This window comes from Roseobacter ponti (genome assembly GCF_012932215.1).
GTDB lineage: Bacteria > Pseudomonadota > Alphaproteobacteria > Rhodobacterales > Rhodobacteraceae > Roseobacter > Roseobacter ponti.
Map to the genome: position 1 here is coordinate 1 of NZ_CP048788.1, position 24,287 is coordinate 24,287.

Annotated in this window: 21 protein-coding genes; 15 read left to right on the plus strand and 6 right to left on the minus strand. The window is 60.8% G+C overall.

The features are described from left to right. The 6 genes from dnaA to G3256_RS00030 all read left to right on the plus strand — a co-directional run bounded on the left by dnaA (position 1) and on the right by G3256_RS00030 (position 8,079). Positions 1 to 1,359 (plus strand): chromosomal replication initiator protein DnaA, encoded by a 1,359-nt coding sequence (gene dnaA / locus G3256_RS00005; protein WP_169638879.1) that lies wholly within the window; start codon positions 1 to 3, stop codon positions 1,357 to 1,359. A 141-nt stretch (positions 1,360 to 1,500) separates the two neighbouring features. Next, positions 1,501 to 2,619, plus strand: a complete 1,119-nt coding sequence (dnaN, locus tag G3256_RS00010) for a DNA polymerase III subunit beta (RefSeq protein WP_169638880.1) — start codon at positions 1,501 to 1,503, stop codon at positions 2,617 to 2,619. A gap of 47 nt (positions 2,620 to 2,666) precedes the next feature. Continuing rightward, positions 2,667 to 3,773: a DNA replication/repair protein RecF gene (recF, locus tag G3256_RS00015; RefSeq protein ID WP_169638881.1), complete on the plus strand. Its 1,107-nt coding sequence runs from the start codon at positions 2,667 to 2,669 to the stop codon at positions 3,771 to 3,773. 42 nt (positions 3,774 to 3,815) lie between these two features. Continuing rightward, on the plus strand, positions 3,816 to 4,436 hold the full coding sequence (locus G3256_RS00020; RefSeq protein ID WP_169638882.1) for a LysE family translocator: 621 nt from the start codon (positions 3,816 to 3,818) through the stop codon (positions 4,434 to 4,436). A 78-nt stretch (positions 4,437 to 4,514) separates the two neighbouring features. Beyond that, a complete protein-coding gene (gyrB, locus tag G3256_RS00025; protein ID WP_169638883.1) occupies positions 4,515 to 6,929 on the plus strand; it encodes a DNA topoisomerase (ATP-hydrolyzing) subunit B in 2,415 nt (804 codons plus the stop codon). A 379-nt stretch (positions 6,930 to 7,308) separates the two neighbouring features. Beyond that, positions 7,309 to 8,079: an MOSC domain-containing protein gene (locus tag G3256_RS00030; RefSeq protein WP_169638884.1), complete on the plus strand. Its 771-nt coding sequence runs from the start codon at positions 7,309 to 7,311 to the stop codon at positions 8,077 to 8,079. 93 nt (positions 8,080 to 8,172) lie between these two features. Here G3256_RS00030 and G3256_RS00035 read toward each other — a convergent pair whose 3' ends face one another. Both G3256_RS00035 and G3256_RS00040 read right to left on the minus strand, forming a co-directional pair. After that, a complete protein-coding gene (locus G3256_RS00035; protein ID WP_169638885.1) occupies positions 8,173 to 9,981 on the minus strand; it encodes a CHASE2 domain-containing protein in 1,809 nt (602 codons plus the stop codon). A gap of 7 nt (positions 9,982 to 9,988) precedes the next feature. Beyond that, the gene (locus G3256_RS00040) at positions 9,989 to 10,513 is read right to left on the minus strand and encodes a FecR domain-containing protein (protein ID WP_169638886.1); all 525 of its coding nucleotides are present in this window, start codon (positions 10,511 to 10,513) and stop codon (positions 9,989 to 9,991) included. A gap of 384 nt (positions 10,514 to 10,897) precedes the next feature. On the opposite strand from G3256_RS00040, the gene sauS reads away from it, so the two are divergent. Continuing rightward, positions 10,898 to 12,301, plus strand: a complete 1,404-nt coding sequence (gene sauS / locus G3256_RS00045; RefSeq protein ID WP_169638887.1) for an acylating sulfoacetaldehyde dehydrogenase — start codon at positions 10,898 to 10,900, stop codon at positions 12,299 to 12,301. Beyond that, positions 12,298 to 13,785, plus strand: coding sequence for an AMP-binding protein (locus G3256_RS00050; RefSeq protein ID WP_169638888.1), 1,488 nt, complete (start codon positions 12,298 to 12,300; stop codon positions 13,783 to 13,785). Before sauS ends, G3256_RS00050 begins: the two co-directional genes overlap by 4 nt. Before the next feature lie 21 nt (positions 13,786 to 13,806). Here G3256_RS00050 and G3256_RS00055 read toward each other — a convergent pair whose 3' ends face one another. Then, on the minus strand, positions 13,807 to 14,385 hold the full coding sequence (locus G3256_RS00055) for a L,D-transpeptidase (RefSeq protein ID WP_169638889.1): 579 nt from the start codon (positions 14,383 to 14,385) through the stop codon (positions 13,807 to 13,809). Positions 14,386 to 14,630: 245 nt separating this feature from the next. Between G3256_RS00055 and G3256_RS00060 the strand changes: the two genes are divergently transcribed. The 4 genes from G3256_RS00060 to G3256_RS00075 all read left to right on the plus strand — a co-directional run bounded on the left by G3256_RS00060 (position 14,631) and on the right by G3256_RS00075 (position 19,560). Next, positions 14,631 to 15,935, plus strand: a complete 1,305-nt coding sequence (locus tag G3256_RS00060) for a hypothetical protein (RefSeq protein WP_169638890.1) — start codon at positions 14,631 to 14,633, stop codon at positions 15,933 to 15,935. Continuing rightward, positions 15,932 to 16,717, plus strand: coding sequence for a COG3904 family protein (locus tag G3256_RS00065; RefSeq protein WP_169638891.1), 786 nt, complete (start codon positions 15,932 to 15,934; stop codon positions 16,715 to 16,717). Before G3256_RS00060 ends, G3256_RS00065 begins: the two co-directional genes overlap by 4 nt. Positions 16,718 to 16,867: 150 nt before the next feature. Then, positions 16,868 to 18,103 carry a putative DNA modification/repair radical SAM protein gene (locus tag G3256_RS00070; protein ID WP_169638892.1) on the plus strand — a complete coding sequence of 412 codons (1,236 nt, stop codon included), beginning with the start codon at positions 16,868 to 16,870 and terminating at the stop codon, positions 18,101 to 18,103. Beyond that, entirely contained in the window at positions 18,103 to 19,560 is a 1,458-nt protein-coding gene (locus G3256_RS00075; RefSeq protein ID WP_169638893.1) for a UdgX family uracil-DNA binding protein, read from the plus strand. Before G3256_RS00070 ends, G3256_RS00075 begins: the two co-directional genes overlap by 1 nt. Positions 19,561 to 19,570: 10 nt before the next feature. On the opposite strand, the gene G3256_RS00080 is transcribed toward G3256_RS00075, so the two are convergent. Beyond that, entirely contained in the window at positions 19,571 to 19,777 is a 207-nt protein-coding gene (locus G3256_RS00080) for a CsbD family protein (protein ID WP_169638894.1), read from the minus strand. Positions 19,778 to 19,900: 123 nt separating this feature from the next. Here G3256_RS00080 and G3256_RS00085 point away from each other — a divergent pair, with 123 nt between their 5' ends. Continuing rightward, positions 19,901 to 20,935 (plus strand): AI-2E family transporter, encoded by a 1,035-nt coding sequence (locus tag G3256_RS00085; protein ID WP_169638895.1) that lies wholly within the window; start codon positions 19,901 to 19,903, stop codon positions 20,933 to 20,935. 9 nt (positions 20,936 to 20,944) lie between these two features. On the opposite strand, the gene G3256_RS00090 is transcribed toward G3256_RS00085, so the two are convergent. Beyond that, complete coding sequence (locus tag G3256_RS00090; protein WP_169638896.1) at positions 20,945 to 21,310, minus strand: hypothetical protein; 366 nt, start codon at positions 21,308 to 21,310, stop codon at positions 20,945 to 20,947. A gap of 91 nt (positions 21,311 to 21,401) precedes the next feature. Here G3256_RS00090 and G3256_RS00095 point away from each other — a divergent pair, with 91 nt between their 5' ends. Together G3256_RS00095 and G3256_RS00100 are read left to right on the plus strand one after the other, a co-directional pair. Continuing rightward, positions 21,402 to 22,130, plus strand: coding sequence for a Crp/Fnr family transcriptional regulator (locus G3256_RS00095; protein ID WP_169638897.1), 729 nt, complete (start codon positions 21,402 to 21,404; stop codon positions 22,128 to 22,130). 11 nt (positions 22,131 to 22,141) lie between these two features. After that, positions 22,142 to 23,512: a mechanosensitive ion channel family protein gene (locus G3256_RS00100; RefSeq protein ID WP_169638898.1), complete on the plus strand. Its 1,371-nt coding sequence runs from the start codon at positions 22,142 to 22,144 to the stop codon at positions 23,510 to 23,512. Positions 23,513 to 23,551: 39 nt separating this feature from the next. Here G3256_RS00100 and G3256_RS00105 read toward each other — a convergent pair whose 3' ends face one another. Further along, a complete protein-coding gene (locus G3256_RS00105; RefSeq protein WP_169638899.1) occupies positions 23,552 to 24,202 on the minus strand; it encodes a TetR/AcrR family transcriptional regulator in 651 nt (216 codons plus the stop codon). Between the last annotated feature and the right edge of the window lie 85 nt (positions 24,203 to 24,287).

Genomic DNA, 24,287 nt, shown 5'->3' on the forward strand with positions numbered 1-24,287 from the left:
ATGACAAACGAAATGTGGGGACAGTTGAGGCAGCGGCTGCAGAAGACCGTAGGGCAGAATAACTTCAAGGCGTGGATCGAACCGATAGAATTCCGGTCCGCTGACGACGGGATCGCCGTCTTTCACGTGCCAACCAATTTTCTGGGCAATTACGTCAATCAGAACTACGCCGATATCATTCTGCACGAAGTGCGGGCCAGATCTCCCGAAGTGCGCCGACTGAAGTTTGTAGTGCCCGCCCGCACCGTCGAGACCGAGGCCGCCAATACCGATACCGTGATCCACCGCGCCGCGCGCCAGGTACAGAACGGCTCTGCGCTGACCACTGCCCCGCTCGATACCCGCTTTACCTTTGACTCTTTTGTTGTAGGCAAGCCGAACGAGCTTGCTCATGCCGCGGCAAAACGCGTGGCAGAGGGTGGACCCGTCACGTTTAACCCGCTCTTTCTCTACGGCGGCGTCGGACTTGGCAAAACGCATCTGATGCATGCGATCGCCCATGAGCTGCGCCTGCGGCGTCCGGAACTGAATGTACTCTATCTCTCCGCCGAGCAGTTCATGTATCGTTTTGTCCAGGCTCTGCGTGATCGTAAGATGATGGATTTCAAAGAGATTTTCCGATCAGTAGACGTTCTGATGGTGGATGACGTGCAGTTCATCGCCGGAAAAGGCAGCACGCAGGAAGAGTTTTTCCATACTTTCAACGCGCTGGTGGATCAGAACAAACAGATCATCATTTCCGGTGACCGCGCCCCTGGCGAGATCAAGGATATGGAAGAGCGCGTCAAATCGCGTCTTCAGTGTGGTCTGGTCGTTGATCTGCATCCCACAGATTACGAGCTGCGTCTGGGCATCCTGCAGAGCAAGGTAGAGCAGCAGCGCGTCAACTATCCGGGTCTGGAAGTCGAAAACGGCGTTCTGGAGTTCCTTGCACACCGTATCTCGACAAATGTCCGGGTGCTGGAGGGCGCGCTGACGCGGCTGTTCGCTTTTGCCTCTCTGGTCGGGCGCGAGATCAATATGGAACTGACGCAGGATTGCCTGTCTGACGTGCTCCGCGCCTCTGAGCGCAAAATCACCGTCGAGGAAATTCAGCGCAAGGTCAGCGATCACTATAATATCCGTCTGAGCGATATGATCGGTCCCAAACGGCTGCGGTCTTATGCACGGCCCCGTCAGGTGGCGATGTATCTGTGCAAAAAGATGACATCGCGGTCGCTGCCCGAGATCGGGCGCCGGTTTGGCGGTCGTGATCACACCACCGTCATGCACGGTGTGAAACGCATCGAAGAGCTCAAGGTGCAGGACGGACAGATCGCCGAGGATCTGGAGCTGTTGCGCCGCGCCCTCGAAGAGTAATTTATAAAAGGCCTGCAGCGCTTTGAGGGTGCTGCGGGTCTTGACGCCCTGCCCGGTTCCGACGACTAATCCATAAAAGTCTTGTGAAGTCGGAGGAACTGGTTAACGTGCCTTTCCCGACCGTCGATAGGAAGTGGCATAATGAAGATCAGCATCGAACGCGCAGCCCTGCTCAAAGCCGTGTCTCAGGCACAGTCGGTTGTGGAACGGCGCAACACAATTCCGATCCTCGCAAATGTGCTGATCGAAGCCGAAGGCAGCGATGCGACCTTCCGCGCAACAGATCTTGATATCGAGGTTGTCGACAAGGCACCGGCCCAGGTCGAACGCGCCGGAGCGACCACGGTGGCAGCAACCACACTGCACGAGATTGTGCGCAAACTGCCCGACGGGGCGCTGGTCACGCTGACCGCAGACAGCGCTACGGGGCGGCTGACCGTCGAGGCCGGCAGATCGAATTTCTCGCTGGCCACGCTGCCGAAAGACGACTTTCCGGTAATGGCCTCCTCTGAGTACGCCTCAAATTTTTCAGCACCTGCGCCCGTATTACGGCGGCTTTTCGATAAATCGAAATTCGCGATCTCGACGGAAGAGACCCGGTATTACCTGAACGGTGTTTACATGCATGTCTCGGATGCCGAAGGCGGCCGGGTGCTGCGCTGTGTGGCCACCGACGGGCATCGGCTGGCTCGGATTGACGCGGACCTGCCGGAGGGCGCCGCCGACATGCCGGGCGTCATCGTGCCGCGCAAAACAGTTGGCGAGCTGCGCAAACTGCTTGATGACGATGAGATGAAAATCGCCGTATCCGTCTCCGAGACCAAGGTGCGCTTTGCCACGCCTGACATCACGCTGACCTCCAAAGTGATCGACGGGACCTTCCCCGATTACACGCGCGTCATTCCGCAGGGCAACACCCGCAAGATGGAGGTGGATGCCGCCGATTTTGCCCGCGCCGTGGACCGTGTTGCCACTGTGAGTTCAGAGCGGTCACGCGCAGTGAAACTGCAACTCGACGAAGACCGGCTGGTGCTTTCGGTGAATGCACCGGATTCGGGTGCCGCTGAAGAAGAACTGGCCGTGGCCTACGGCGACGAGCGGCTGGAGATCGGCTTTAACGCCAAGTATCTGCTGGAGATTGCAAGCCAGGTCGATCGCGAAAACGCCGTCTTTCTCTTTAACTCGTCGGGCGATCCGACGCTGATGCGGGAAGGCAATGATCAGTCGGCGGTCTATGTTGTCATGCCGATGCGCGTCTGACGATTGCCGCCGGCGCTCCGGTCTGACGCCGGAAGAAACGGGCCGACATGCAGCTGTGCCTGAACTCCCTTATGATTTCGCATTTCCGCTCGCATAAAGTCGCGCGGATGGAACCTGATGCGCGACCTGTGGCGCTCTTCGGACCGAACGGGGCGGGCAAGACCAACATTCTGGAGGCGGTGTCGCTCTTTTCGCCGGGGCGCGGACTGCGCCGGGCCAGCGCGCAGGATATGGCGCGTCGCCCCGAGGCGCTGGGGTGGAAGATCACCGGCGGGCTGCGTTCGTTACACCAGCTGCATGAGATCGAGATCTGGTCCGAAGAGGGTGCCGCCCGACAGGTCAGGATCGACGGCAAGGCCGCCGCGCAAACGGCGCTGGGTCGGGTCGCGCGGGTGCTCTGGCTGATTCCGGCAATGGACCGGCTGTGGATCGAGGGCGCTGAGGGACGCCGGCGGTTTCTGGACCGGATGACGCTGAGTTTCGAGCCCGCGCACGCCGAGGCCTCGCTCGCCTGGGAAAAGGCCATGCGCGAACGCAACCGCCTGCTCAAGGATATGGTGCGCGATCCGGCCTGGTACGGCGTGCTGGAAGCGCAGCTTGCCACGGCGGGTGTGGCCATTGATGCCAACCGGCGCGCGGCGCTGCAACAGCTTGAGGCCGCCCAAGCGGATGCCGGCACTTCCTTTCCGGCAGCCACCCTGGAGCTTGTGCACGGCGAGGAGGACCTGCCGGGCAGCGAGGAAGACCTGCGCCGCGCGCTGTCAGATAACCGGGCGCGCGACATGACGGCGGGGCGCACGCTGATCGGGCCGCACAGGGCGGATCTCATCGGCACCTATGCCTCCAAGGGCGTACCGGCGCGGGACTGCTCGACCGGCGAGCAGAAGGCGCTGCTGGTCTCGCTGATCCTCGCCAATGCCCGGGCGCTCGCGCGGGATTTCGGCGCGCCGCCGCTGTTATTACTCGATGAGGTCGCGGCACATCTTGATGCTGACAGGCGGGCCGCCCTTTATGATGAGATCGTGGCCCTCGGGGCACAGGCCTGGATGACCGGGACAGAAATCAACCTTTTCGAGGCGATGGGCCCGCGGGCGCAGTACTTTGAGGTTACCGAAACGGACGGGGTGTCACAGGTCGCTACTGCTGATGTATAGAAACTCAGGACCAACCCGGCCTTTCGCGAATGCAACTACGAAATGACAATTTCCGGGGCCGATCTGCTGCTCTATGCCGGTGCGCTGGTGATTCTTTTTCTCACACCCGGACCCGTGTGGCTCGCGCTGATGGCACGCGCACTCTCGGGCGGGTTCGCAGCGGCCTGGCCGCTGGCCTTCGGTGTTGCGGTGGGCGATATTCTCTGGCCGCTGGTGGCTGTGCTGGGCATCACGTGGATCCTGTCGGTGTTCGATGTTTTCATGCTGGTGCTGCGGTGGGTCGCCTGCGGGGTGTTCATCATCATGGGTCTGATGCTGATCCGGCACGCGGGGCAGAAGATCAGTACCGACAGCCGCCTGACCCGCCCCGGCATCAGGGCCGGTTTCATGGCGGGTATCATTGCAATCCTCGGGAACCCGAAGGCCGTTCTGTTTTACATCGGCGTGCTGCCAGGGTTCTTTGATCTGCGCGGGATCACCCCGGTCGATATCACTGCGATCATTGCGATGTCGGTCACAGTACCGCTTGCGGGCAACCTCATTCTGGCCGCCTGCGTCGGCAAAATTCGAGCGGCAGTGACCCGGCCCGAAACGCTGCGCCGGATCAATATCGGCTCGGGCGTTGCGCTGATCCTTGTTGGTGTGCTCATCCCGGTGCTCTGACACAAAATCTTGTGCCATTAGCGTGACATTCGCCCCGAAAAATCGTATAAAATCACAAAAATACGAAAGCGTGACCACATGTCCGATACCGAGCAGACGCCCGAAGAGTACGGTGCGAATTCCATTAAAGTTCTCAAAGGCTTAGAAGCAGTTCGCAAGCGGCCGGGAATGTATATCGGAGACACTGACGACGGCTCCGGTCTGCACCATATGGTCTATGAGGTCGTGGACAACGGCATCGACGAGGCTCTGGCGGGTCATGCGGATGCTGTGACCGTCACCATTCACGACGATTCCTCAGTTTCTGTAAGCGATAACGGACGCGGAATTCCGGTGGGTATCCACGAGGAAGAAGGCGTTTCGGCAGCTGAGGTAATCATGACCCAGCTGCATGCGGGCGGTAAGTTCGACAGCAACTCTTATAAGGTCTCGGGCGGTCTGCACGGGGTCGGCGTCTCGGTGGTGAACGCGCTCAGCGACTGGCTGGAGCTGCGCATCTGGCGCGAGGGTAAAGAGCATGTCGCCCGCTTTGAGGGCGGCTTTACCACGGAGCACCTCAAAGTCGTCGGCGAGACCGAAAAGACCGGCACCGAAGTGCGCTTCATGGCCTCAACCGATACGTTTTCCAATCTGGAATACTCCTTTGAGACCCTCGAAAAACGCCTGCGCGAACTGGCGTTTCTGAATTCCGGCGTGCGGATCATCCTCCGGGATGAGCGCCCCGCCGAGCCACTGAGCACGGAGCTTTTTTACGAAGGCGGCGTGAAGGAGTTCGTAAAATACCTCGACCGTCACAAAAGCTCGGTGATGCCGGAGCCGATCTTCATCACCGGTGAAAAAGACGACATCGGCGTGGAAGTCGCGATGTGGTGGAACGACAGCTATCACGAGAACGTCCTGCCCTTTACCAACAACATCCCGCAACGGGACGGTGGCACGCATATGGCGGGTTTTCGTGGCGCGCTGACGCGGACGATCAACAATTACGCGCAGTCCTCCGGCATTGCGCGTAAGGAGAAGGTGACCTTCACCGGGGATGATGCGCGCGAGGGGCTCACCTGTGTGCTGTCGGTTAAGGTGCCCGATCCGAAGTTCAGCTCTCAGACAAAAGATAAGCTGGTAAGCTCTGAGGTGCGCCCGGCCGTCGAGGGCCTCGTGAACGAAAAGCTCGCTGAATGGTTCGAGGAAAACCCCAATGAGGCGCGCATCGTCGTGGGCAAGATCATCGAGGCCGCCCACGCCCGTGAGGCGGCACGCAAGGCGCGTGATCTGACGCGGCGCAAAACGGCGATGGATGTTAACTTCCTTGCCGGAAAGCTGAAAGACTGCTCTGAGAAGGACCCTTCCAAAACCGAAGTGTTCCTCGTGGAGGGTGACAGCGCCGGGGGCTCTGCACAGACGGGCCGTGACCGGCAGACCCAGGCAATCCTGCCGCTGAAGGGTAAGATCCTCAACGTTGAACGCGCGCGCTTTGACCGGATGCTGGGCAGCCAGGAGATCGGCAACCTGGTGATGGCGCTTGGCACCGGCATCGGGCGGGATGAGTTCAACATCGACAAACTGCGTTATCATAAGATCGTCATCATGACGGATGCTGACGTAGACGGCGCGCATATCAGAACGCTGCTGCTCACGTTTTTCTACCGGCAGATGCCGGAGCTTATCGAAAAAGGGCATCTCTATATCGCGCAGCCGCCGCTTTATAAGGTCTCGCGCGGCAAGTCCGAGGTCTATCTCAAGGACGAAGCAGCGATGGAGGAATACCTCGTTCAGCAGGGCATCGACGGTGCCGTGCTGAAGCAGGGTAACGGCGAAGAGATAATGGGGGCCGATCTGGTCCGCGTGGTCGAACTGGCGCGCCAGATGCGGCGTGTGCTCGATGCCTTTCCGACGCATTATCCGCGCCATATCCTCGAACAGGCCGCGATTGCCGGTGCATTTGCACCTGGCGTCGTGGACAGGGATCTGCAGGGCACGGCCGATAAGGTCGCTGCCCGTCTGAACCTGATTGCGGCCGAATACGAGCGTGGCTGGCAGGGTCGTATTACCCAGGATCACGGCATCCGTCTGGCGCGAATTCTGCGCGGTGTCGAAGAGGTCCGCACCCTCGATGGCCGCATTCTGCGCGGCGGCGAGGCGAAGAAAACGGGCGGCTTCACGCAGAGCCTGCAGGACGTTTATAACCTGCCGGCGACGCTGATGCGCAAAGACCGCACTCAGATGATCTATGGCCCGCTCGATCTGCTGGATGCGATTCTGCAGGAGGGCGAAAAGGGGCTGTCGCTGCAACGCTATAAGGGTCTGGGCGAGATGAATCCGGATCAGCTCTGGGAAACGACGCTGGATCCGGATGCGCGCACGCTGTTGCAGGTGAAGGTGGATGACATGGCCGAGGCTGATGATCTTTTCACCAAGCTGATGGGCGATGTGGTGGAGCCGCGCCGCGAGTTTATCCAGCAGAACGCACTGAGTGTGGAGAACCTCGACTTCTGATCCGGTTTTGGGACGCTCAGTCTGCTCGCGCTCCGAAATGGTCCCGAGGCAGAACTGAATACTTGTGGCGTCGGGACGCATCCGCCGGGCCTGGTGTTGCCGGACCGGTCCCATCGTCGCTCAGGCAGGTGCACGAACCTGACCCTTCTCCAATACGCTACACCGTGTACCATATGGCAGGGTATGTCTTAGAGTCCTCGGACCAGATGACTTCAACTGGCACAACGCCGGACCGGCCTGTGCATCCGACCCTGTCAGGCGCAGTAAACCATGCGTCCTGCACCCCGGAAACTGCCCGGGTCAGGCCAGAACCCTGATGACACATTGACGCCGGTCTGGGCGGCGGTCAGTCTGGTAGCAGAACCACGAGGGCAGGAAGATGCAGGCAACGGTCGAAACACTGAACGTATTCCCGGTCAAGGGCATGTCCGCGACACGCCTGGATCACGTCGTTCTGAGCCCGGGCGAGGGTGTTCCCGGCGACAGGCTGTTCGGTTTTGCGCGCCCCGGGTCGGGTTTCAACCCCGCTGCGCCAGAACCACTGCCCAAGGAAAAGTTTGTCGTGCTTGCGAAAGAAGCCGAACTGGCCGGTCTCAGAACGGAATTTCTGGACGGTACGTTGCAGATTACCGGGGCCGCAGGCACCACCGTTTTTGATATGAACGACCCTGCAGGCCGGCAGGCCGCCGCGCAGTATCTTCATGCGGTGCTGGAACTCCGAGAGGATACGCCGCCCGAATTCGTGTCAGCCGCACCACATCGCTTTACCGATGTATCTGTCGTATCACCGCAGATGATGAATGCGGTATCTCTGCTCAATCTCGAGACGCTGCGGGCCTTTGAAGCGGCCACAGGTGAGAATATTTCTCCCGACCGGTTCCGTGCAAATATCGTCTTCTCGGGAGTACCTGCCTGGTCGGAGATGCAGGATACCGGCATGGAAATCGCGCTGGGTGATGTTGTTGTGCGGACCATCCTGCGCACGCAAAGATGCGCCGCCACCGAGGTAAACCCGGAGACGGCAGAGCGCGACCTTAAGGTGCCCTACCTGCTGCGCCGCACCTATGGGCATATGGATATGGGCGTTTACGCGGAGGTCATAGCGGGCGGTACTCTGAGGACCGGAGATCAGGTGGCGATCAGACTGTGATGTGACGCCTGCGTCCCCCGTAACATCCTGAGCCGATATGGACCGGATCGGGCACAGACGACCACGCTGTTCAGGCTGCCGGACCTGTCCCCGTCACAGTACAGCCCCGGCACTGAATGCCAGAACACTGACCTCCCCCATACGCCCTCGTATTGAAACGTCGCGTGCGATGGCCCGGTCGAGCACGGACGGATCTGACAGGGCATCAGCAAAATCGCGACTGACAACGATAACCGCGGCCTCGGACTTGGCGACTTCCATAAGCCGGCTTGCGAGGTTCACGCTGTCGCCTGTCACTGTCACCTGCTGGTGGCTTTCTGCGCCCAGCCGGGAAAGTGTGACCGGTCCTGCATGAAGGCCGATGCGACACCCGGCGGTCACGTTATGAAGTCCGGCAGGGTGGTAGTCCGACAGTGCTTTGACGAGAGCGAAGGATGCATCCAGCGCATTGTCCGCAGCCCGGCCCGGTGTGCTTTCTGTGAGCCCGAAGACTGCAAGGGCGCCGTCGCCCATATAGTTCAGCACACTGCCCTCGCGGGTTTCCACAGCCGCCGTGGTCAGAGCGTGAAAGTCGCGCAGCAACAGCCTTGTGCCTTCGGTGCCAAGCTGCTGTGACAATCCGGTAAACCCGGTCAGATCCACGAAGAGTATCACCAGATCGCGCTCCTGCGGCACGGACAGATACTCCGGGTCCTGCTCGATCCGGCTGGCCAGGGCGGGTGACTGAAACCGCCGTAAAGAGGCAGCCGCACGCGCAGAGCGGCCCGCTTCGCTGCGTTCCCGGGTATAGCGCATCGCGCCGGCAATCAGAACCGGCGGCAGAGCGGCCGCCAGCGGCAGGGCCGCGCTCATCCAGATGCCGGCCGTAAAAAGCGTCATTACACCCGCGAGCGACACAGCGATCAGACCCAGCGCCGCAGGAATGCCACGCGGCAGGGGCAGCATCAGCACGACAAGCACCGACAGCACGGTCAGCACCAGAGCATGCACGGCATCCCAGGCCCGAGTGTGCGCATCGTGGCGCAGGGTCTGTCCGCTGATCAGCTGCGAGGTGATTGTCGCGATCACCTCCACCCCCGGCATATCTGCGTCAAAAGGGGTGGGAAAGCGGTCGCCGACAGCCGACGCAGTAAAGCCAAGTACTACGAGGCGGCCTTCAAGCGCGTCGGGCTGCGGGCCTTCCAGCAGGCTGCCGGCGCTGATCGCCGGAACGGTCCCTGAGGGGCCGGCAAAACGCACCGGCAGAAAAAACCCGTCTTCGAGGTGAAAGGTCCGCTGTCCCAGACGCAGCCCGCCATCGGCAAATTCGGCCCGTGCACCGGTAAAAACCTGTGCGGCCTGAAGCACGAGTGCAGCGTGGATCTGACCGTCCGAGACCAGAATGAGCGGTGCGAAACGCGGCGTGCCGAACGCGTCGGCTGAGAGGTTCACCACACCCACACGCGCTGCCTCGCGAAAGACCGGCTGTGGCAGCAGGACTTCGCTTTCATCGCCGCTGAATCGCGCAGCGGCTGCGATTGCGGTCGGCAAAGCGCCCAGCGCGCCTGCAAGGGCCGCGTCTGTTTCCGGGTCGCCCTCGTCGGCCAGAACCACGTCGAGGGCCAGGCCCCGGGCCCCGCTGGCGGCGATGTTGCGGATGATCCGGGCCAGTCTTTGCCGGTTGTCGCCCGATGCGGCGTCTGTTGCCAGGGTTTCATCGTCAACAGCGACGATGACCACAGCAGGGTCGGTTTCCTGCACACCAGCCAGCCGGTGGCGCAGATCAAGCAACCTGTAATCGATGGATTGCGTGACCCGGGTATCACCCTGCATATGCGGCACCGCGAGCGCCAGCGACCAGAGCGCCGCCCCCGCCAGCGCCGCACACAGAGCCAGCCAGCGGCGCAGTCTGCCTGAAATCATTGCAACATCATCGGCCGAAGCGTGCCAGAAGCGCTGCGACACGCGTCGCGGACCAGCGCGCCGTCGTCAGCGGTTCTTCTGCGCTGACATCAGCACCCTCGCCCGGTCCGAGCGTCACGATTGCCCCGTCGTCACCGGCTTTGCGGACTTCAACTTCCCCTTCAATAACAAAAACGGAGGTTCTTTCTGCTTCAGCATCAACCACATAGGTCGTTCCCCGCACAGCGGCGATGGCATGCGGCGTGCGGATCTGTGTGGACGGGCTGCCCGGCAGAACGTCAAGCAGGATGGCGCCGCCTTCCAGCTCGATGGCGCGGGGCGGTGCGGTTCCGGGGCGCGAAATGATCGTGACATCTGCCTGCTTTTCGCGCTCTACCGTCAGTGTTCCGCTGCAGCTGATGACATCGGTCCGGGGCGTGGCGCCCTCTGCGCGGCTGCAGGTCTCCTGCGCCCCTGCGGCACTCGCACCAAGGCTGAGTGCGCAGCAGAGAGATACGCAGGGCAAAGCGGATATCAAATGTCGGAGCATCATATCATGAGCCCTTCAGGTCGGTATGGCGCGCAACGTGAGCTGAAAATCTGAGGACAGTCTATTGCAACACCCCGGCCCCAGCCAGCGGTTTTCACAGACACTGCAACCGGTGGCCGGCTTTTCACCGCACATCGCCGGGATATCCGACAGGAAAAAAGCGCAGGCAACTGCAAGGCTGATGCAGTGCTGCACACCCCGCTGGTGCTGTCCGGCCGCGACACTGTTTTATGGTCTGGTGCTCAGAAGGATCGCCGAACCGAAACGCTTTGCAATACCCCTTGCTGCGCATAGTCTTTCCGGAACAGCGGTCCGTGCGTCTGTGGCATCGGTGCCCGGAGCATCTCCCGAATGACACGGGCCCCGACATGATCAGGAAAGCACCCTATGACCCTGCAGGATGATCGCGACAGTCCGGACGCACTTGTGGCCCGCGCGAGGGCAGCCCAGGCGAAATACGAGGCAAACGGATCTCAGGACCGCTATGACCGCGCGGCCCAGGCCGCAGGCTGGGCCATTATGGAGCCCGCCCGGAACCGCGAACTCGCCGAGCTTTCAGTTGCAACCACCGGTCTTGGAAACGTCACGGATAAAATCACTAAAAATCACCGTAAAACCCTTGGTCTGATGCGGGATATTGCAGGACAGAAGACTTTCGGCATCATCCGCGATGACCCGCAGAACGGCATCACGGAAATTGCCCGACCCATGGGGGTGATCGGCGCGGTCGTACCCTCGACCAACCCTGCGGCGACCCCGGCGAATAATATCATCAACGCGCTTAAATGCGGCAATGCGATCGTTCTGTCGCCCTCTCCCAAAGGTGTCGCAGCCTGCGAGATGTTGCTCCGCTTTGTGCACGCAGAGTTCGACAAGACCGGTGAAGACCGGGATCTGGTGCAGATGGTGCCCGGTCCCGGCAGTAAAGATAAAACCCAGCGGTTGCTGGAAATCAGCGACCTGATCGTCGTGACCGGCTCGCAGAATAACGTCAGACGCGCCTATACTTCGGGCACACCGGCGCTGGCCGTCGGGGCCGGCAATGTGACGGTGATCGTCGATGAAACCTGTGACCCGGATGACGCCGCACAGAAGATCACCGCATCAAAAACCTTCGACAATGCCACGTCCTGCTCGTCCGAGAATGCCATTGTCGTCGCAGACGCGATCTATGACCGGTTTGTGGACGCGCTGGCGCGAGCCGGAGGCGCCCGGGTCAGGGACGAGGCGCGGATTGTGGCAGCACTCTGGCCCGACGGACATCTCAACCGCGCCGTCATTGCTCAGGACGCGGGGCCGATGCTGGCCGCTCTGGGCCTGACAGATGAGGTGCCCGGAGACACGAAATTCCTTGCAGTAGAGACAAAAGGCATCGGGCCCGCACACCCGCTCTCGGGTGAGAAGCTGTCGCGCGTGGCTGCGCTTTACCGGGCTGATGACTTTGCAGATGCGGTTGCAATCACAGGCCGTATTCTGGCCCATCAGGGGGCCGGACATTCGGTCGGGCTGCACAGCGCGGATCAGGACCGCGCCGTCATCCTGGCGCAGACACTTCCGACCTGCCGGGTCATCGTCAACCAGGCCCATTGCTTTGCAACCGGGGGCGCGTTCAATAACGGAATGCCGTTTTCGCTGTCGATGGGCTGCGGGTCATGGGGCGGCAATTCGATCGACGACAATCTGCACTGGAAACACTTCATGCAGACCACCAAAATCGTCCGCGAAATTGCTCCCCGCGAACCGACGCCAGAAGAAATTTTCGCAGGCTACTGGGAGGTTGCGGGCAAATGACGCCTGCGGCGAACGGCCCGCCGCAGGGCACGCTGCGCATGTGGCTCGATGCGCGCGCAGAGGATGAAGCGACCGCATATGTTTTCACCGACGGCAGCCCGTCTCTGACATGGTCGGCGCTGCACACAGAAGTGCGGTGCCTGGCGCAGAGGATCACCGCAAAAGGCGTTGCACAGGGTGAGAGCGTGGCCATTCTGCACCCCAACGGAAGCGCGGCGGTGACCGCGTTTTTCGCGGCAGTCTACGGCGGATTTCGCGCGACGATGATCAATCTGGCCGCGGGCCCTGACGCGATTTCTTACGCGCTGAATCATTGCGGCGCTCGCGTGGCACTGGTGCATGAAGATGTGGCTGAACTCTTTGACAGGACCCGGCATTCCGGTTTGCAGCGCCTCGACCCGGGCGCGGAGGAGACGACCGCATCGCTGCACCCGGTTACGGCGGGCGATGATGCATTGCTGATGTACACGTCCGGAACAACCGGCCGCCCCAAAGGCGTGGTGCACAGTCATGCCAGCCTGCTGGCGGGCGGCTGGACGACCACGATGGCACACGGGCTGACCGCAACTGACCGGGGGTTCTGTGTGCTGCCGGTCTGTCACATCAACGGGCTCTGCGTCAGCATGATGGCGGCGCTGGTCTCGGGCGGGTCCGTCGCCATGTTCGCAAAGTTTTCTGCCAGACGGTTCTGGTGGCAGCTGGGTGAAACAGAAAGCACCTGGTTTTCCGTTGTTCCGACGATCGTGTCGCATCTGTTGCACGGAACGGCAGGGCCGGATGCGGAAACGAGCGCGCGGCTGCGGTTTGGCCGCTCGGCCTCCTCGGCGCTGGCGCCGGCTGTGCATGCCGCCTTTGAGAAACGATTCTCACTGCCACTGATCGAGACGATGGGTCTGACCGAAACCGCCGCACAGATCCTTTCCAATCCGATGCCGCCCGGCGTGCGGCGCATCGGGTCCCCGGGCATCGCCTGGGGTAACGAGGTCTCGGTTCTCGGACCGGATCTGCGCCGCTGTCCACCGGGCACAGAAGGTGAGATCGCCGTGCGTGGCCCTAATGTGATGCGCAGATATCTGAACGATCCCGATGCCACCGCCGCTGCTTTTGCCGGGGACTGGCTGCGCAGCGGCGACCTTGGTCGACAGGACGAGGACGGCTATTTCTATATCACCGGTCGCATTAAGGAACTGATCATCAAAGGTGGCGAAAATATCGCCCCGCGCGAAATTGATGAGGCGCTTTACGCCCACAGTGATGTGATTGAGGCAGCCGCCTTTGCTCGCCCCTGTGACGTCTATGGCGAACGCGTGGAAGCCGCCGTGCGGGTCCGCGACGGCTCAGGTCTGACGGATCAGATGCTCATTGAAATTTGTACGGCCCGTCTGGGGCGCTTCAAAGCGCCTGATCGGGTGTATTTCCTGCCGGAACTGCCCAAAGGGCCCTCCGGCAAGATACAACGTCTGCGATTGCGCGAGATCGCCTGACCTGCGCCGCGCGATCCCGGTTCAGGCCAGCGGGTACATTATCACGCGGGTATTCATCGGCACACGGTTATAGAGATCAATCATCTGGTCATTGATCAGACGCGCGCAGCCGTTCGACACCCGACGGCCAATGGTTTTCGGCTCATTGGTGCCGTGAATGCGCAGGAAGGTATCCCCACGGCCCGGCTGGAAGAGATACAGCCCGCGCGATCCCAGCGGGTTGTTGATCCCGCCCGGCATACCGTCGGCGTGCTGCGCATAAAGCTGCGGCGAGCGTTCGATCATTTCATCGGTGGGCGTCCAGCTCGGCCACTCTTTCCTGGCACCGACATAGTATTCACCGGCTTCATAAAGACTGGTGCGACCGATCCCGACCGGATAGCGAATCGCTTTCTTCTTGGGCAGGGTCCAGTAGAGAGCGTACTGACCAGGGTCGACGTGGATCTCAAACGGGCCGAAGTCGTTCTTGATGCGCACCTCACGCGGCAGCATATCTTCAGGCATGTTGTAATCAGGCAGGGCCAGCGGAATAGCGGCACCAGCGGATCCGGCCAGGACAACACCACAGGCTGTTCCGGCGAGAAAATCGCGTCGTTTCATCAGTTCAGTTCCTCTCATTACTCACGTCTTTGCGTCGGTATCCGTGGCAGGCCACGCAGGGCGGGAAAGCAGATTCCGCACCAAAGGAATTTATCATACCGCAAAAACGTGTTCTTTTTAAGGAGAACTCCTGCAGATGGTTTCCGGTTCCCGAACAGCCACCCGTTGACCGAACGGTACGTCACGACTGGATAACTGCCGGTCACTCCCCATATTAAAGCAGTGTTAACGAGGGACGGGATGTTATGGACGACGAACGGCTGAGCGAACAGGATGCACAGGGGCTGCGATATGCCCGCGAGCTTGAAGGCCATATCTCCTGGCTCGACAGCTTTACCGCCGCAGCCCTCGGGGTGCTCGCTGTCGCCTCAGGCATCTACACCTATCTGGGGGTTTCATCGCTGCTGGATGACAACGGTGCGCTGAGTTTTTTCGCCGCCATCAGTTATTCCATTGCCGTCTCGACCGGTATCTTTGTGTTCTGGTCATACATGATCCGCCTGCTGCCGGCTGTGCGCACGGCCGGTGCACGGATGGGCCTTTTTGTTTCCATGCTGCTGGGATCTGCAGCGATCATTGCAATGTCGTCCTGGCTGAATGCAGCAGCCCTTGCAGGTGCCGCAGCGGTCGAGCAGCATCTGGCCCGCACCGTACAGGATTACCAGACCTCTCTCGAGCGGGCCAATGAAATTGCTGTTTCTGCTCAGGGACTTGGCCGGGATGTGGACCGGGTAAGGCAGTCGTTTGAAGACCTCTCCGAACAGGAAGCCACTGGTGGTCTGTCGGGCCTTGCCGGGCGCGGCGCTGTGTTCCGTGTGCTGCGCCAGAAATCAGACGAGCTTGCCGGGCTGGAGGCGCAGATCTCCTCACAGCAACCCCTTGTGGATGCCGCTTTTGCCGAAGGAAATGCAGTGCTGAGCCGGATGCGGTCGCTTACCGTTGAACCAGGCCCCATTGAAACGCGGTCGGTGCAGTTCTCTGAAGAAGCGGTGCGTCTGGCCGGTGTAATCACCCAGCTGCGCCAGCTTTCTGTCGCTCCTCTGGTGAGCCGTGCAGCTCAGGATCTCAGCGCCTCTGTGGTGCTGCCGGAGCTTGACGGGCGCACCGCTGAAAACCGCGCAGGCCAGCAGTCGACCATCACCTCCGTGCTGGATGTCCTGGGTCAGCGGGCCGATACGCTGCGGGTGGCGGCGGAAGGGGTGATCGCGATGCAGCCTGCCGCCGACACGATCTATACACCGATCAGCACGGCGGATGCGGTGATCCGTTATGCCGGTAATTTCGTGCCATCCTGGGCCGGCGCGATTGCCATTGATCTGCTGCCGGCGGTTCTGGTCTTTATTCTGGCAATCACTCAGGCGGCGATTCGCGGCGGCAAAGCACCCGTGGGCGGCGGGGAGACGCTGACGCTCGCGGAACTCAGAGCCGCGATGCGGGCGATGCGGGACATGGAAGCGACAATGGGCCGGGACGACCCGGTTCCCGAACGCGATACCTCTCCCGGCATCAAGCCTGTTGAACTCAGCCCGAAACCGGAACGACAGGCGTGAACGACACGCCCTCTCCCTCCCGTGCGCGCCGCTTCGATACCCGCGCCGCGATCCTGGGAGTACTGGCGCTTCAGGTAGTGCTGGCTGTGCTGCTGATGGGTCGTGATGTGCTGAGCGTGCTGCCGCAGATGGTGCGGCCCTCGGACCGCCCTGCCTTTGACACACCGGTCGCACCCGGCGACCAGACCCGGCGGTATGCACCGGATGATCTGCCTTTCGCCCCGTCACGCGACGGCGCACCCGGCAGACCCTATCGGACGTCCGGCGACATGCCTGTGCGGTTGCTGTTTGCGCAGTCAGACGGGCTGCTGAGCCTGACAGGGCAGATTGCGCCCGGTGATGCGATCCGGATGGAAGAGCATTTGCAGACCGCAGGACCGGTAACGGATGTGCGGCTGAATTCGCCCGGTGGCTCGGTTCAGGATGCGCTGAGCATCGGCCGGCAGCTGCGCGCTCTGGAGGCCACGACCCTTATGGAGGCGACGGATGTCTGTCTTTCCGCCTGCCCCTATATCCTTGCCTCGGGGGTGACGCGGCGCGTGGATGACGCAGCACAGGTCGGCGTTCATCAGCACTTTTTCGGCGCAAATACCGCCCTGCCAGCATTTGTCGCTGTGGAAAGCATTCAGCAGGGACAGGGCGAGGTGATGGAGTACCTCGATGACATGGGGGTTGATCCGCTGATCATGCGCCATGCCCTGAAAACGCCACCCGACGAGATCTATATTCTGCTGCCTGAAGAACTGATCACCTACCGGATGGTTACTCCCGCCGGGTCCTGAACCCCGATGACCGCTGCGGGAGCAGGCATTGTGATCTGATCCTGACCGGGATGCCCGGACCCGCGGAGTTTTCCCACCTGATTGCGGTTCTGTGCGGGCAGTATGTCACAGGTTATTGCGCCGTTGCCTGTGAGAACATATACAGAACAAATGGCAAAACAAACTCTTGAACAAAAGCTGGCGATTCTCTCGGACGCGGCGAAATACGATGCCTCCTGCGCCTCGTCAGGCTCGACAAAACGCGATTCGCGTGGCGGCACGAGCCTTGGCTCAAACGAAGGTAGCGGCATCTGTCACGCCTACGCACCCGATGGAAGATGCATCAGCCTGCTGAAAATCCTGATGACGAACTTCTGCATTTACGACTGCAGCTATTGCATCAACAGGGTCTCGTCGAATGTCGAACGCGCGCGATTTTCCGTGGATGAAGTTGTAAAACTCACCATCGAGTTTTACCGGCGCAATTATATCGAAGGGTTGTTTTTATCCTCGGGTATCATCCGCTCGCCGGATACCACCATGCTCGACATGGTGAGGATCGCCCGCAAGCTGCGACACGAGGAAAACTTTCGCGGCTATATCCATCTGAAAACCATCCCCGATGCCGCGCCGGAACTGATCGAAGAGGCAGGGCTGCTGGCTGATCGGCTCTCCATCAACGTCGAGCTGCCAACCGATGCCTCGGTGAAACAGCACGCCCCTGAGAAAAGCCCCGAACAGATCCGCCGCGCCATGGCGGATGTGCGTCTGCGCAAAGAAGTGGCGCGCGATCGCAGCCATACCGGAAAGCGTCCGCCCCGTTTCGCACCCGCAGGGCAGTCCACCCAGATGATCATCGGCGCGGATGAAGCGACAGATACCACCGTGCTGGGACAGTCCACGCGGCTTTACGCGAGTTATAAGCTGAAGCGGGTCTATTACTCAGCTTTTTCGCCTATTCCTGACGCTTCGTCGCGGTTGCCCCTGATCAGTCCGCCGCTGCAGCGCGAGCACCGGCTTTATCAGGCAGACTGGCTGCTGCGGTTTTACGGCTTTGATCTGGGAGAGATCACCGGGCATCATCAAAGTGGCAATCTCGATCTCGACATTGATCCGAAACTGTCCTGGGCGCTGGCGCACCGTGGCCTTTTTCCGGTCGATGTGAACCGCGCCCCGCGTGAACTTCTGCTGCGCGTGCCGGGGTTCGGCACGAAAACCGTCGGGCGCATCCTGAGCAGCCGCAGACACCGCATGCTGCGTTATGACGATCTGCACCGTATGGGTGCGGGGCTGAAAAAAGCGCGCGCCTTCATCACAGCGGGGGGCTGGAGCCCCGGTGCTCTGACCGACAGCGCCGGTCTGCGCGCACGGTTTGCCCCGCCACCCGAACAGCTGAGCCTGTTCTGATGAGGCACGTCGTTGTGCCCCGCATCGGTGCCGCCCGTGCCTGGCGGGATACGGCGCGCGATCTGCTTTTGTCCGGGGTCCCGCCGGAGGAAGTCACATGGGGTGGTACAGGACAGGACCGCGGGCTCTTTGACACTCCCGGCCCCGGCCCTGCCAGCCCTTCATCAGACCGGATCACGGTGCCACGCAGCTTTTTGCAGATGGCCGATACGGTCATCTGGCACAGCGATCCCACGCGTTTTGCGCGGCTCTATGCGTTTTTGTGGCGTCTTAAAGAGGCGCCGCATCTGATGAGTGACAGAGGTGATGCGCAGCTGTCGCGCCTCCGGCAGATGGAGAAAAATGTGCGGCGCTGCCAGCACAAAATGAAAGCCTTTGTGCGGTTTCGCGAGATCGGCGACCCGACCGACCCGCGCCGGTCTTTTGCAGCATGGTTTGAGCCCACGCATCATACGGTGGAGCCTGCAGCCGGTTTCTTTGCACGGCGCTTCGCCGATATGGACTGGCGCATTCTGACCCCGGATATCTCGGCCGTGTTCGAGAACGGCAAAGTGCGGTTTGAAGAGGATCACCCCCGCCCCGATCTGCCGGAGGATGCCAGCGAAACCCTTTGGGTGACTTATTTTCGGAACATCTTCAATCCGGCCCGGCTCAAGGTTCAGGCCATGCAGTCCGAAATGCCAAAGAAATACTGGAAGAACATGCCTGAGGCGGCAGCGATCCCGGAACTCATCGCGGGAGCGCCTGCGCGGGCACGCGAGATGGCTCTGAACGCGCCCAGTTTGCCGCCGTCCCGCATGGCCGCCGTGCAGGCACAGCAGGCGCATCTCACCTCCGCATGGGACGGGCTTGCGGATGATCTGCCGCGTCAGATCAGGGCCTGCACACGATGCCCGCTGCACCGCAGCGCGACTCAGGCTGTCCCGGGCGAAGGGCCCCTTTCGGCACGGCTGATGATCGTTGCGGAACAGCCCGGCGATCAGGAAGACCTGCAGGGGCGCCCACTCGTCGGGCCGGCGGGGCAGCTTTTTGACCGCATCGCCGGTGACGCCGGCCTCGACCGGAACGCCGCTTTCATCACGAATGCGGTGAAGCATTTCAAATTCCGTCCGCGCGGACGGCAGCGCATTCACCAGCGTCCGGATGCCGGTGAAACAGAGCATTGCAGGTGGTGGCTTGAGTCTGAGATAAATCTTATCAGGCCTGTCGTGATCCTCGCACTGGGTGCAACGGCGGCGCTGTCGCTGACCGGATCAGGCACCGATCTGATGCAGCGTCGCGGCAGGGCAGAGGCCGGGCCGGGTGGTATTCCGGTCCTGATCACGCTGCATCCGGCATATCTTCTCCGACAGCCGGATGTGGATAAAAAGGCTGCTGCCACCGATCAGTTCCGCAGCGATCTGGCCCTGGCACAGCGTATGTCGGAAGATACTGGTTCATCACGGGAACGCGCCTGATCCGGTGCTCTCAGCTTTGCGGCCGGCGGCGCTTCCAGGCGTCTACCTGCTCACGCGCCCGGCCGGCATCGATGTTGTAGTAGCGGCACAGACGGCGCTCGAGTTCGGCGCGGTCGCCGGCAATCTGTTCAATGTCCTCGTCGGTCAGCTTTTCCCACGTCTTTTTGACGTCGCCTTTAAGCTGGTTCCATCGGTTGCGCACTTCGTCCCATTTCATAGAGGACCTGCCTTCCTCGTTACTGTAGCTTCAGGAGGATCAACGTGTGCACCCGGGTGTTATGTTCCATGGCAGCCGGAACTTTACGTGAATTTCCGGCGTTAGCCGGAGAAGGAGAAATTTATGTCCCCGCGCCCTGCGCAGTCTACGGCCCTGATCGTGATCGCAGTCTGCGCAGCCGTCTGGCTTCTTCAGACCGCATCTCATGTCATGGCACCCCTGTTGCTGGCGCTTGTCGTTGGCATTGTTACTGCCCCTGTTGGTGATCTGATCGAGAAAATCGGGCTGAAGCGGTCTGTGTCCGCCTTTGTGGTTCTCTTCTGCGCGCTCAGTGCCGTCGTTCTGCTCGGGCTGCTTCTGGTGCCGGTAATCACGGATGCTGTGGAAATGGCGCCGCGCATAAAATGGGAGCTGCGTAAGTTCATCGGAACGCTGCAGCCGGCAATCGAAAGCGTCTCTGACATGCAGGCATCGATTGAGGACTCGCTGACGCCCGGGTCAGATCCGGTTCCGACGGCAACCGACGCACCCAGCCTGACAGACGCCATATGGCTGGCGCCGGGCTTTTTTGCTCAGGTTATGATCTTTGCCGGATCGCTGTATTTCTTTCTGCTGTCGCGGAATGACCTTTACCGGATCATTGCGCGCAATACCGCAAGGGTCAGCGAAGAGGTGCTCTGCGCCGCCGAGCGCGACGTATCGCGGTATTTCCTGACCATCACCGCAATCAATGCCGCTTTCGGCCTGGTCATCGGGCTTGTGATGGCAGCGCTTGGCATGCCCAACCCGTTTTTGTGGGGTCTTGGCGCGTTTCTGGTCAATTACCTTCTCTATCTCGGGCCGATTGCCTTTGCCGTGGCCCTGCTGATTGCCGGATTTGTCACCTTTGAGGGAGCGTGGAGCTTTCTGCCGGCAGCGCTGTATCTGTCTCTGAATGCAACCGAAGGACAGTTTGTGACCCCGTCGCTGGTTGGCCGGCATATGTCGATCAATCCGCTCGCGGTTTTTGTTTCGCTGATTTTCTGGCTGTGGCTCTGGGGACCGGTGGGTGGCGTGATCGCCATTCCGGTGCTGGTCTGGGGCCTCAACCTGCGCGAAGCGCACACCGGGCCGGAGCCGGACAGTGACACCACGATCACGTCCGTCGCTGCAGAGTAGCCTGCGCCGTTAAACGGTGGCAGACCTGCCGGATGCGGCTTCAAGGGCTGCGCTGAGCCCCGCGAGGGTGAAAGGTTTGCTGATAAAGGCCCAGCCCGGGTGATCACGCTGAACTAGCGGCGGCGCATCGATCCAGACGACAGGCAACGTCCTGAGGCCGGCGGCATCCTCTTCGGTCATTTCACGCGTAATCATGCCGGTTCCCGAAATGATAACGAGTATGGGCGCGCCGGTCGGGGACATCGACCGGCGCGCCTGATCAAAAGACGCAGACACGCACAGCTGCACCTTGGGGAAGTGCTGCTGTACCGTTGCCGAGATATCCTCGGCCACAAAGACATCTTCTTCGATGATTACACAGGTTATGCTACTCACACTGAAGTCTCCGCCTACGCTTTAAACCGGGCTCCTTATGGAACCATTCAGGTCGCGGCGCATTAAACTGTGACATACCCCGGGGAGAGAGATGACCACCACCTGCAAAAACTGCCCGCTGAGGACACAACCTGTCTTTCTGGGCATGAGCACCGAGGACGTCGGACGGACCCAGAGATTTAAGTCCGGTGAACTGACGGTGGACCCGGGTACGCACATCCTCAACGAAGGGTCAAACACACCCCAGCTTTTCACGGCACTCAGCGGCATGGGTGTGCGCTACAAAACCCTGCCGGATGGCCGGAAACAGGTTATTAATCTTATTTTTCCCGGGGATTTCATCGGACTTCAGGCCGGTGTCATGGGTGAAATGTCCCATTCGGTCGAGGCCACGACGGAGATGACATTATGCGTTTTTGACCGTGGCAGTTTTTACGAATGGTTCAGCGCCAATCCGACCCGCGCATTTGATCTGACGTGGCTTGCAGCGACCGAAGAACACTTTCTCGGAGAGGCTTTGCTAACGTTGGGTCAGCGTTCGGCAATTGGTGCTCTGGCCTGGGCGATGGTGCGTCTTTATGCACGCGGAGAGGGAACCGGGCTGGTCCGGAACGGGGCGATGCCTCTGCCGTTCCGGCAACAGGATATCGCCGATGCCCTGGGTCTGTCGCTGGTCCACACCAACAAAACCCTGGCAAAGCTGCGCGAACGGGACCTGTTGTCCTGGAGCGATGGTATATTGCGGATCTATGACAAACCGGCGCTGATGGAGATTGCGCAGATGGACACCGCAAAGGCACCACGCAGGCCGCTGATCTGACAGGACACGAGATGGTACGGTTTTTCATAGCTTCTCTGCTGATGGCCATGGTGCTTATCTCGCAGCCCGCCGGTGCGCAGACGGCCTCCGACCCGGTACAGACGGAAAGCTCAATCGGCGTCGGAGAGGATGCGGTCAGCGACACTCAGATCCGCGACCGGATCAATACGCTCATGCGTCAGATCACTGGTTTTCAGAATGTGACGGTTTCGGTATCCGGTGGCGTCGTGCGCCTGCAGGGTCAGGTGCTTGATAACACCCGGCGCGCGGAGCTTGAAGGTATCGTGAACCGCGTCGAAGGTGTTGTCGCGATCGAGAACGAGACCACGATCAGCACAAGTCTCGAAGAGCGTCTTGAACCCGCCGTGGACCGGATCGTAGACCGCGGCCGGAATATCGCCCTCAATGCGCCGATATTTATCGTGGCCTTTCTGGCCTTTACCGCCATTGCGGTTCTGGGGTGGCTGCTGACGACGCGTCTGGCCATCTGGCAATGGCTGGCGCCGAACAAATTCATCGCTGACGTTTACCGTGCAGTCGCCCGGATCGCCTTTATCGTGGTCGGTATCGTCGTCGGACTGGATATTCTGAACGCGACCGCCCTGCTGGGTGCTGTGCTTGGTGCAGCGGGTGTGGTGGGTCTTGCTCTGGGGTTTGCCGTGCGGGACACGGTGGAGAATTTTATTGCGTCCATCCTGCTCAGCCTGCGGCAGCCGTTCCGCCCCAATGATTTCGTCGGGATAGACGGCGAGCAGGGCAATGTCGCCCGCCTGACATCCCGCGCGACGATCCTGATCTCGCCCGATGGCAACCATATCCGGATCCCCAATGCGACAGTCTTCAAAGGGCGAATCATAAACTATACCCGCGATCCTAACCGCCGATTTACCTTTGATCTGGGCGTGGATGCGGACAGTGATCTGGCGGCAGCGCTTGCCGCAGCGACCGGCGCGCTGGAAAAACTGCCCTTTGTGCTGAACGATCCGCCTGTGTCGGCCTGGATCGCCGAAGTGGGTGATTCCAATGTGGTGCTCACATTTGCGGCCTGGGTTGATCAGAGCCGTGTGGATTTCATGAAAGCTCGTGGTGAGGCCATCCGCGTGACTAAAACCGCTCTGGAAAGCGCAGGTTTCGGACTTCCGGAGCCGATCTACAGGCTGCGACTGGACGAGCGTTCGGCGCAACAGCTTACCGGGACACTGTCTGAGACAGAGACGGAAACCCCGCCGCCAGAGCCCGTCAGACCACAAACCGAAACAGCGCTCCCGGCAGCATCCGATCCCGAACAGGCAAGCGACGAGACCAGCGACGCGGTTGCCCGTGAGCGCCGAGCGACGGACGCCGGCGGCGATCTGCTGAGCGCGGACAAAAAGTCCGAATGAGCGGGTAAGGGCCAGGTCAGGCGCCGGCAGTGACTGCTCTCAGCCACCATCGCGTTCCTGGCCGCCAGGCGCGGGCAGATCGGGCAGAATCGCCTGGCCCACAAGGGTCAGCAGAGCGTGTTCTGTTTCGGCAGGCATCTCAAACGGGATCTTGTTGTCGAGACACAGAAAGCTGTGGCCGTGCACGAAACTCCAGGCCGCATAAGCGCGCAGCTGAACGACGGGGTCGTCGACAGGTCGGTTGAAGTGTTCGGCCACAACGACTTTCACCACCGCTCCTGTTCTTTCGCCCGCGGCCTCAAGCTCCGGGCTCTGATCATGCTTGCCGGAATGCCCGAACATCATCTGAAACATGCCCGGTTCATTGCGCGCAAAATCCACATAGGCCTGGCCCAGCGCCACGATCCGGCGCGGGTCGCCTGCAGGCCAGGCATCGGCCGCGTCCTGCATTACCTGACGCATCCGTTCCATGGCCAGCAACAGCACCCCACGCATAATCTCATGACGGTCTTTGAAGTGTTTGTAGGGCGCTGCTGTGCTGACGCCCGCGCGGCGGCAGGCCTGTGCTACCGAGAATCCTTCCGGGCCGTGTTCCTCGATCAGCTCACGTACCGCTTCCAGCAACTGACGCCTGAGATCGCCGTGGTGGTATTCTTTTTTGCTTTCCACGCCAGAGGGTTGGCTGCTCATATCTGACTTTCTTCCGGTTACTACTTGCCAAAGTTAGCGGCGCAAACATATGTTAGCAATACTAACTTAAAGGAAAGCAGCGTCC

Excerpts from the sequence above, each read along its gene's own strand:
- G3256_RS00095 (WP_169638897.1), top strand. The coding sequence starts at position 21,402 with ATGACCACCACCTGCAAAAACTGCCCGCTGAGGACACAACCTGTCTTT.
- G3256_RS00020 (WP_169638882.1), top strand. The coding sequence starts at position 3,816 with ATGACAATTTCCGGGGCCGATCTGCTGCTCTATGCCGGTGCGCTGGTG.
- G3256_RS00060 (WP_169638890.1), top strand. The coding sequence starts at position 14,631 with ATGGACGACGAACGGCTGAGCGAACAGGATGCACAGGGGCTGCGATAT.
- G3256_RS00050 (WP_169638888.1), top strand. The coding sequence starts at position 12,298 with ATGACGCCTGCGGCGAACGGCCCGCCGCAGGGCACGCTGCGCATGTGG.
- G3256_RS00080 (WP_169638894.1), bottom strand. The coding sequence starts at position 19,777 with ATGAAATGGGACGAAGTGCGCAACCGATGGAACCAGCTTAAAGGCGAC.
- G3256_RS00100 (WP_169638898.1), top strand. The coding sequence starts at position 22,142 with ATGGTACGGTTTTTCATAGCTTCTCTGCTGATGGCCATGGTGCTTATC.
- G3256_RS00030 (WP_169638884.1), top strand. The coding sequence starts at position 7,309 with ATGCAGGCAACGGTCGAAACACTGAACGTATTCCCGGTCAAGGGCATG.
- gyrB (WP_169638883.1), top strand. The coding sequence starts at position 4,515 with ATGTCCGATACCGAGCAGACGCCCGAAGAGTACGGTGCGAATTCCATT.
- G3256_RS00055 (WP_169638889.1), bottom strand. The coding sequence starts at position 14,385 with ATGAAACGACGCGATTTTCTCGCCGGAACAGCCTGTGGTGTTGTCCTG.
- sauS (WP_169638887.1), top strand. The coding sequence starts at position 10,898 with ATGACCCTGCAGGATGATCGCGACAGTCCGGACGCACTTGTGGCCCGC.
- G3256_RS00070 (WP_169638892.1), top strand. The coding sequence starts at position 16,868 with ATGGCAAAACAAACTCTTGAACAAAAGCTGGCGATTCTCTCGGACGCG.
- G3256_RS00035 (WP_169638885.1), bottom strand. The coding sequence starts at position 9,981 with ATGATTTCAGGCAGACTGCGCCGCTGGCTGGCTCTGTGTGCGGCGCTG.
- dnaN (WP_169638880.1), top strand. The coding sequence starts at position 1,501 with ATGAAGATCAGCATCGAACGCGCAGCCCTGCTCAAAGCCGTGTCTCAG.
- G3256_RS00040 (WP_169638886.1), bottom strand. The coding sequence starts at position 10,513 with ATGATGCTCCGACATTTGATATCCGCTTTGCCCTGCGTATCTCTCTGC.
- dnaA (WP_169638879.1), top strand. The coding sequence starts at position 1 with ATGACAAACGAAATGTGGGGACAGTTGAGGCAGCGGCTGCAGAAGACC.
- G3256_RS00085 (WP_169638895.1), top strand. The coding sequence starts at position 19,901 with ATGTCCCCGCGCCCTGCGCAGTCTACGGCCCTGATCGTGATCGCAGTC.
- G3256_RS00105 (WP_169638899.1), bottom strand. The coding sequence starts at position 24,202 with ATGAGCAGCCAACCCTCTGGCGTGGAAAGCAAAAAAGAATACCACCAC.
- recF (WP_169638881.1), top strand. The coding sequence starts at position 2,667 with ATGCAGCTGTGCCTGAACTCCCTTATGATTTCGCATTTCCGCTCGCAT.
- G3256_RS00075 (WP_169638893.1), top strand. The coding sequence starts at position 18,103 with ATGAGGCACGTCGTTGTGCCCCGCATCGGTGCCGCCCGTGCCTGGCGG.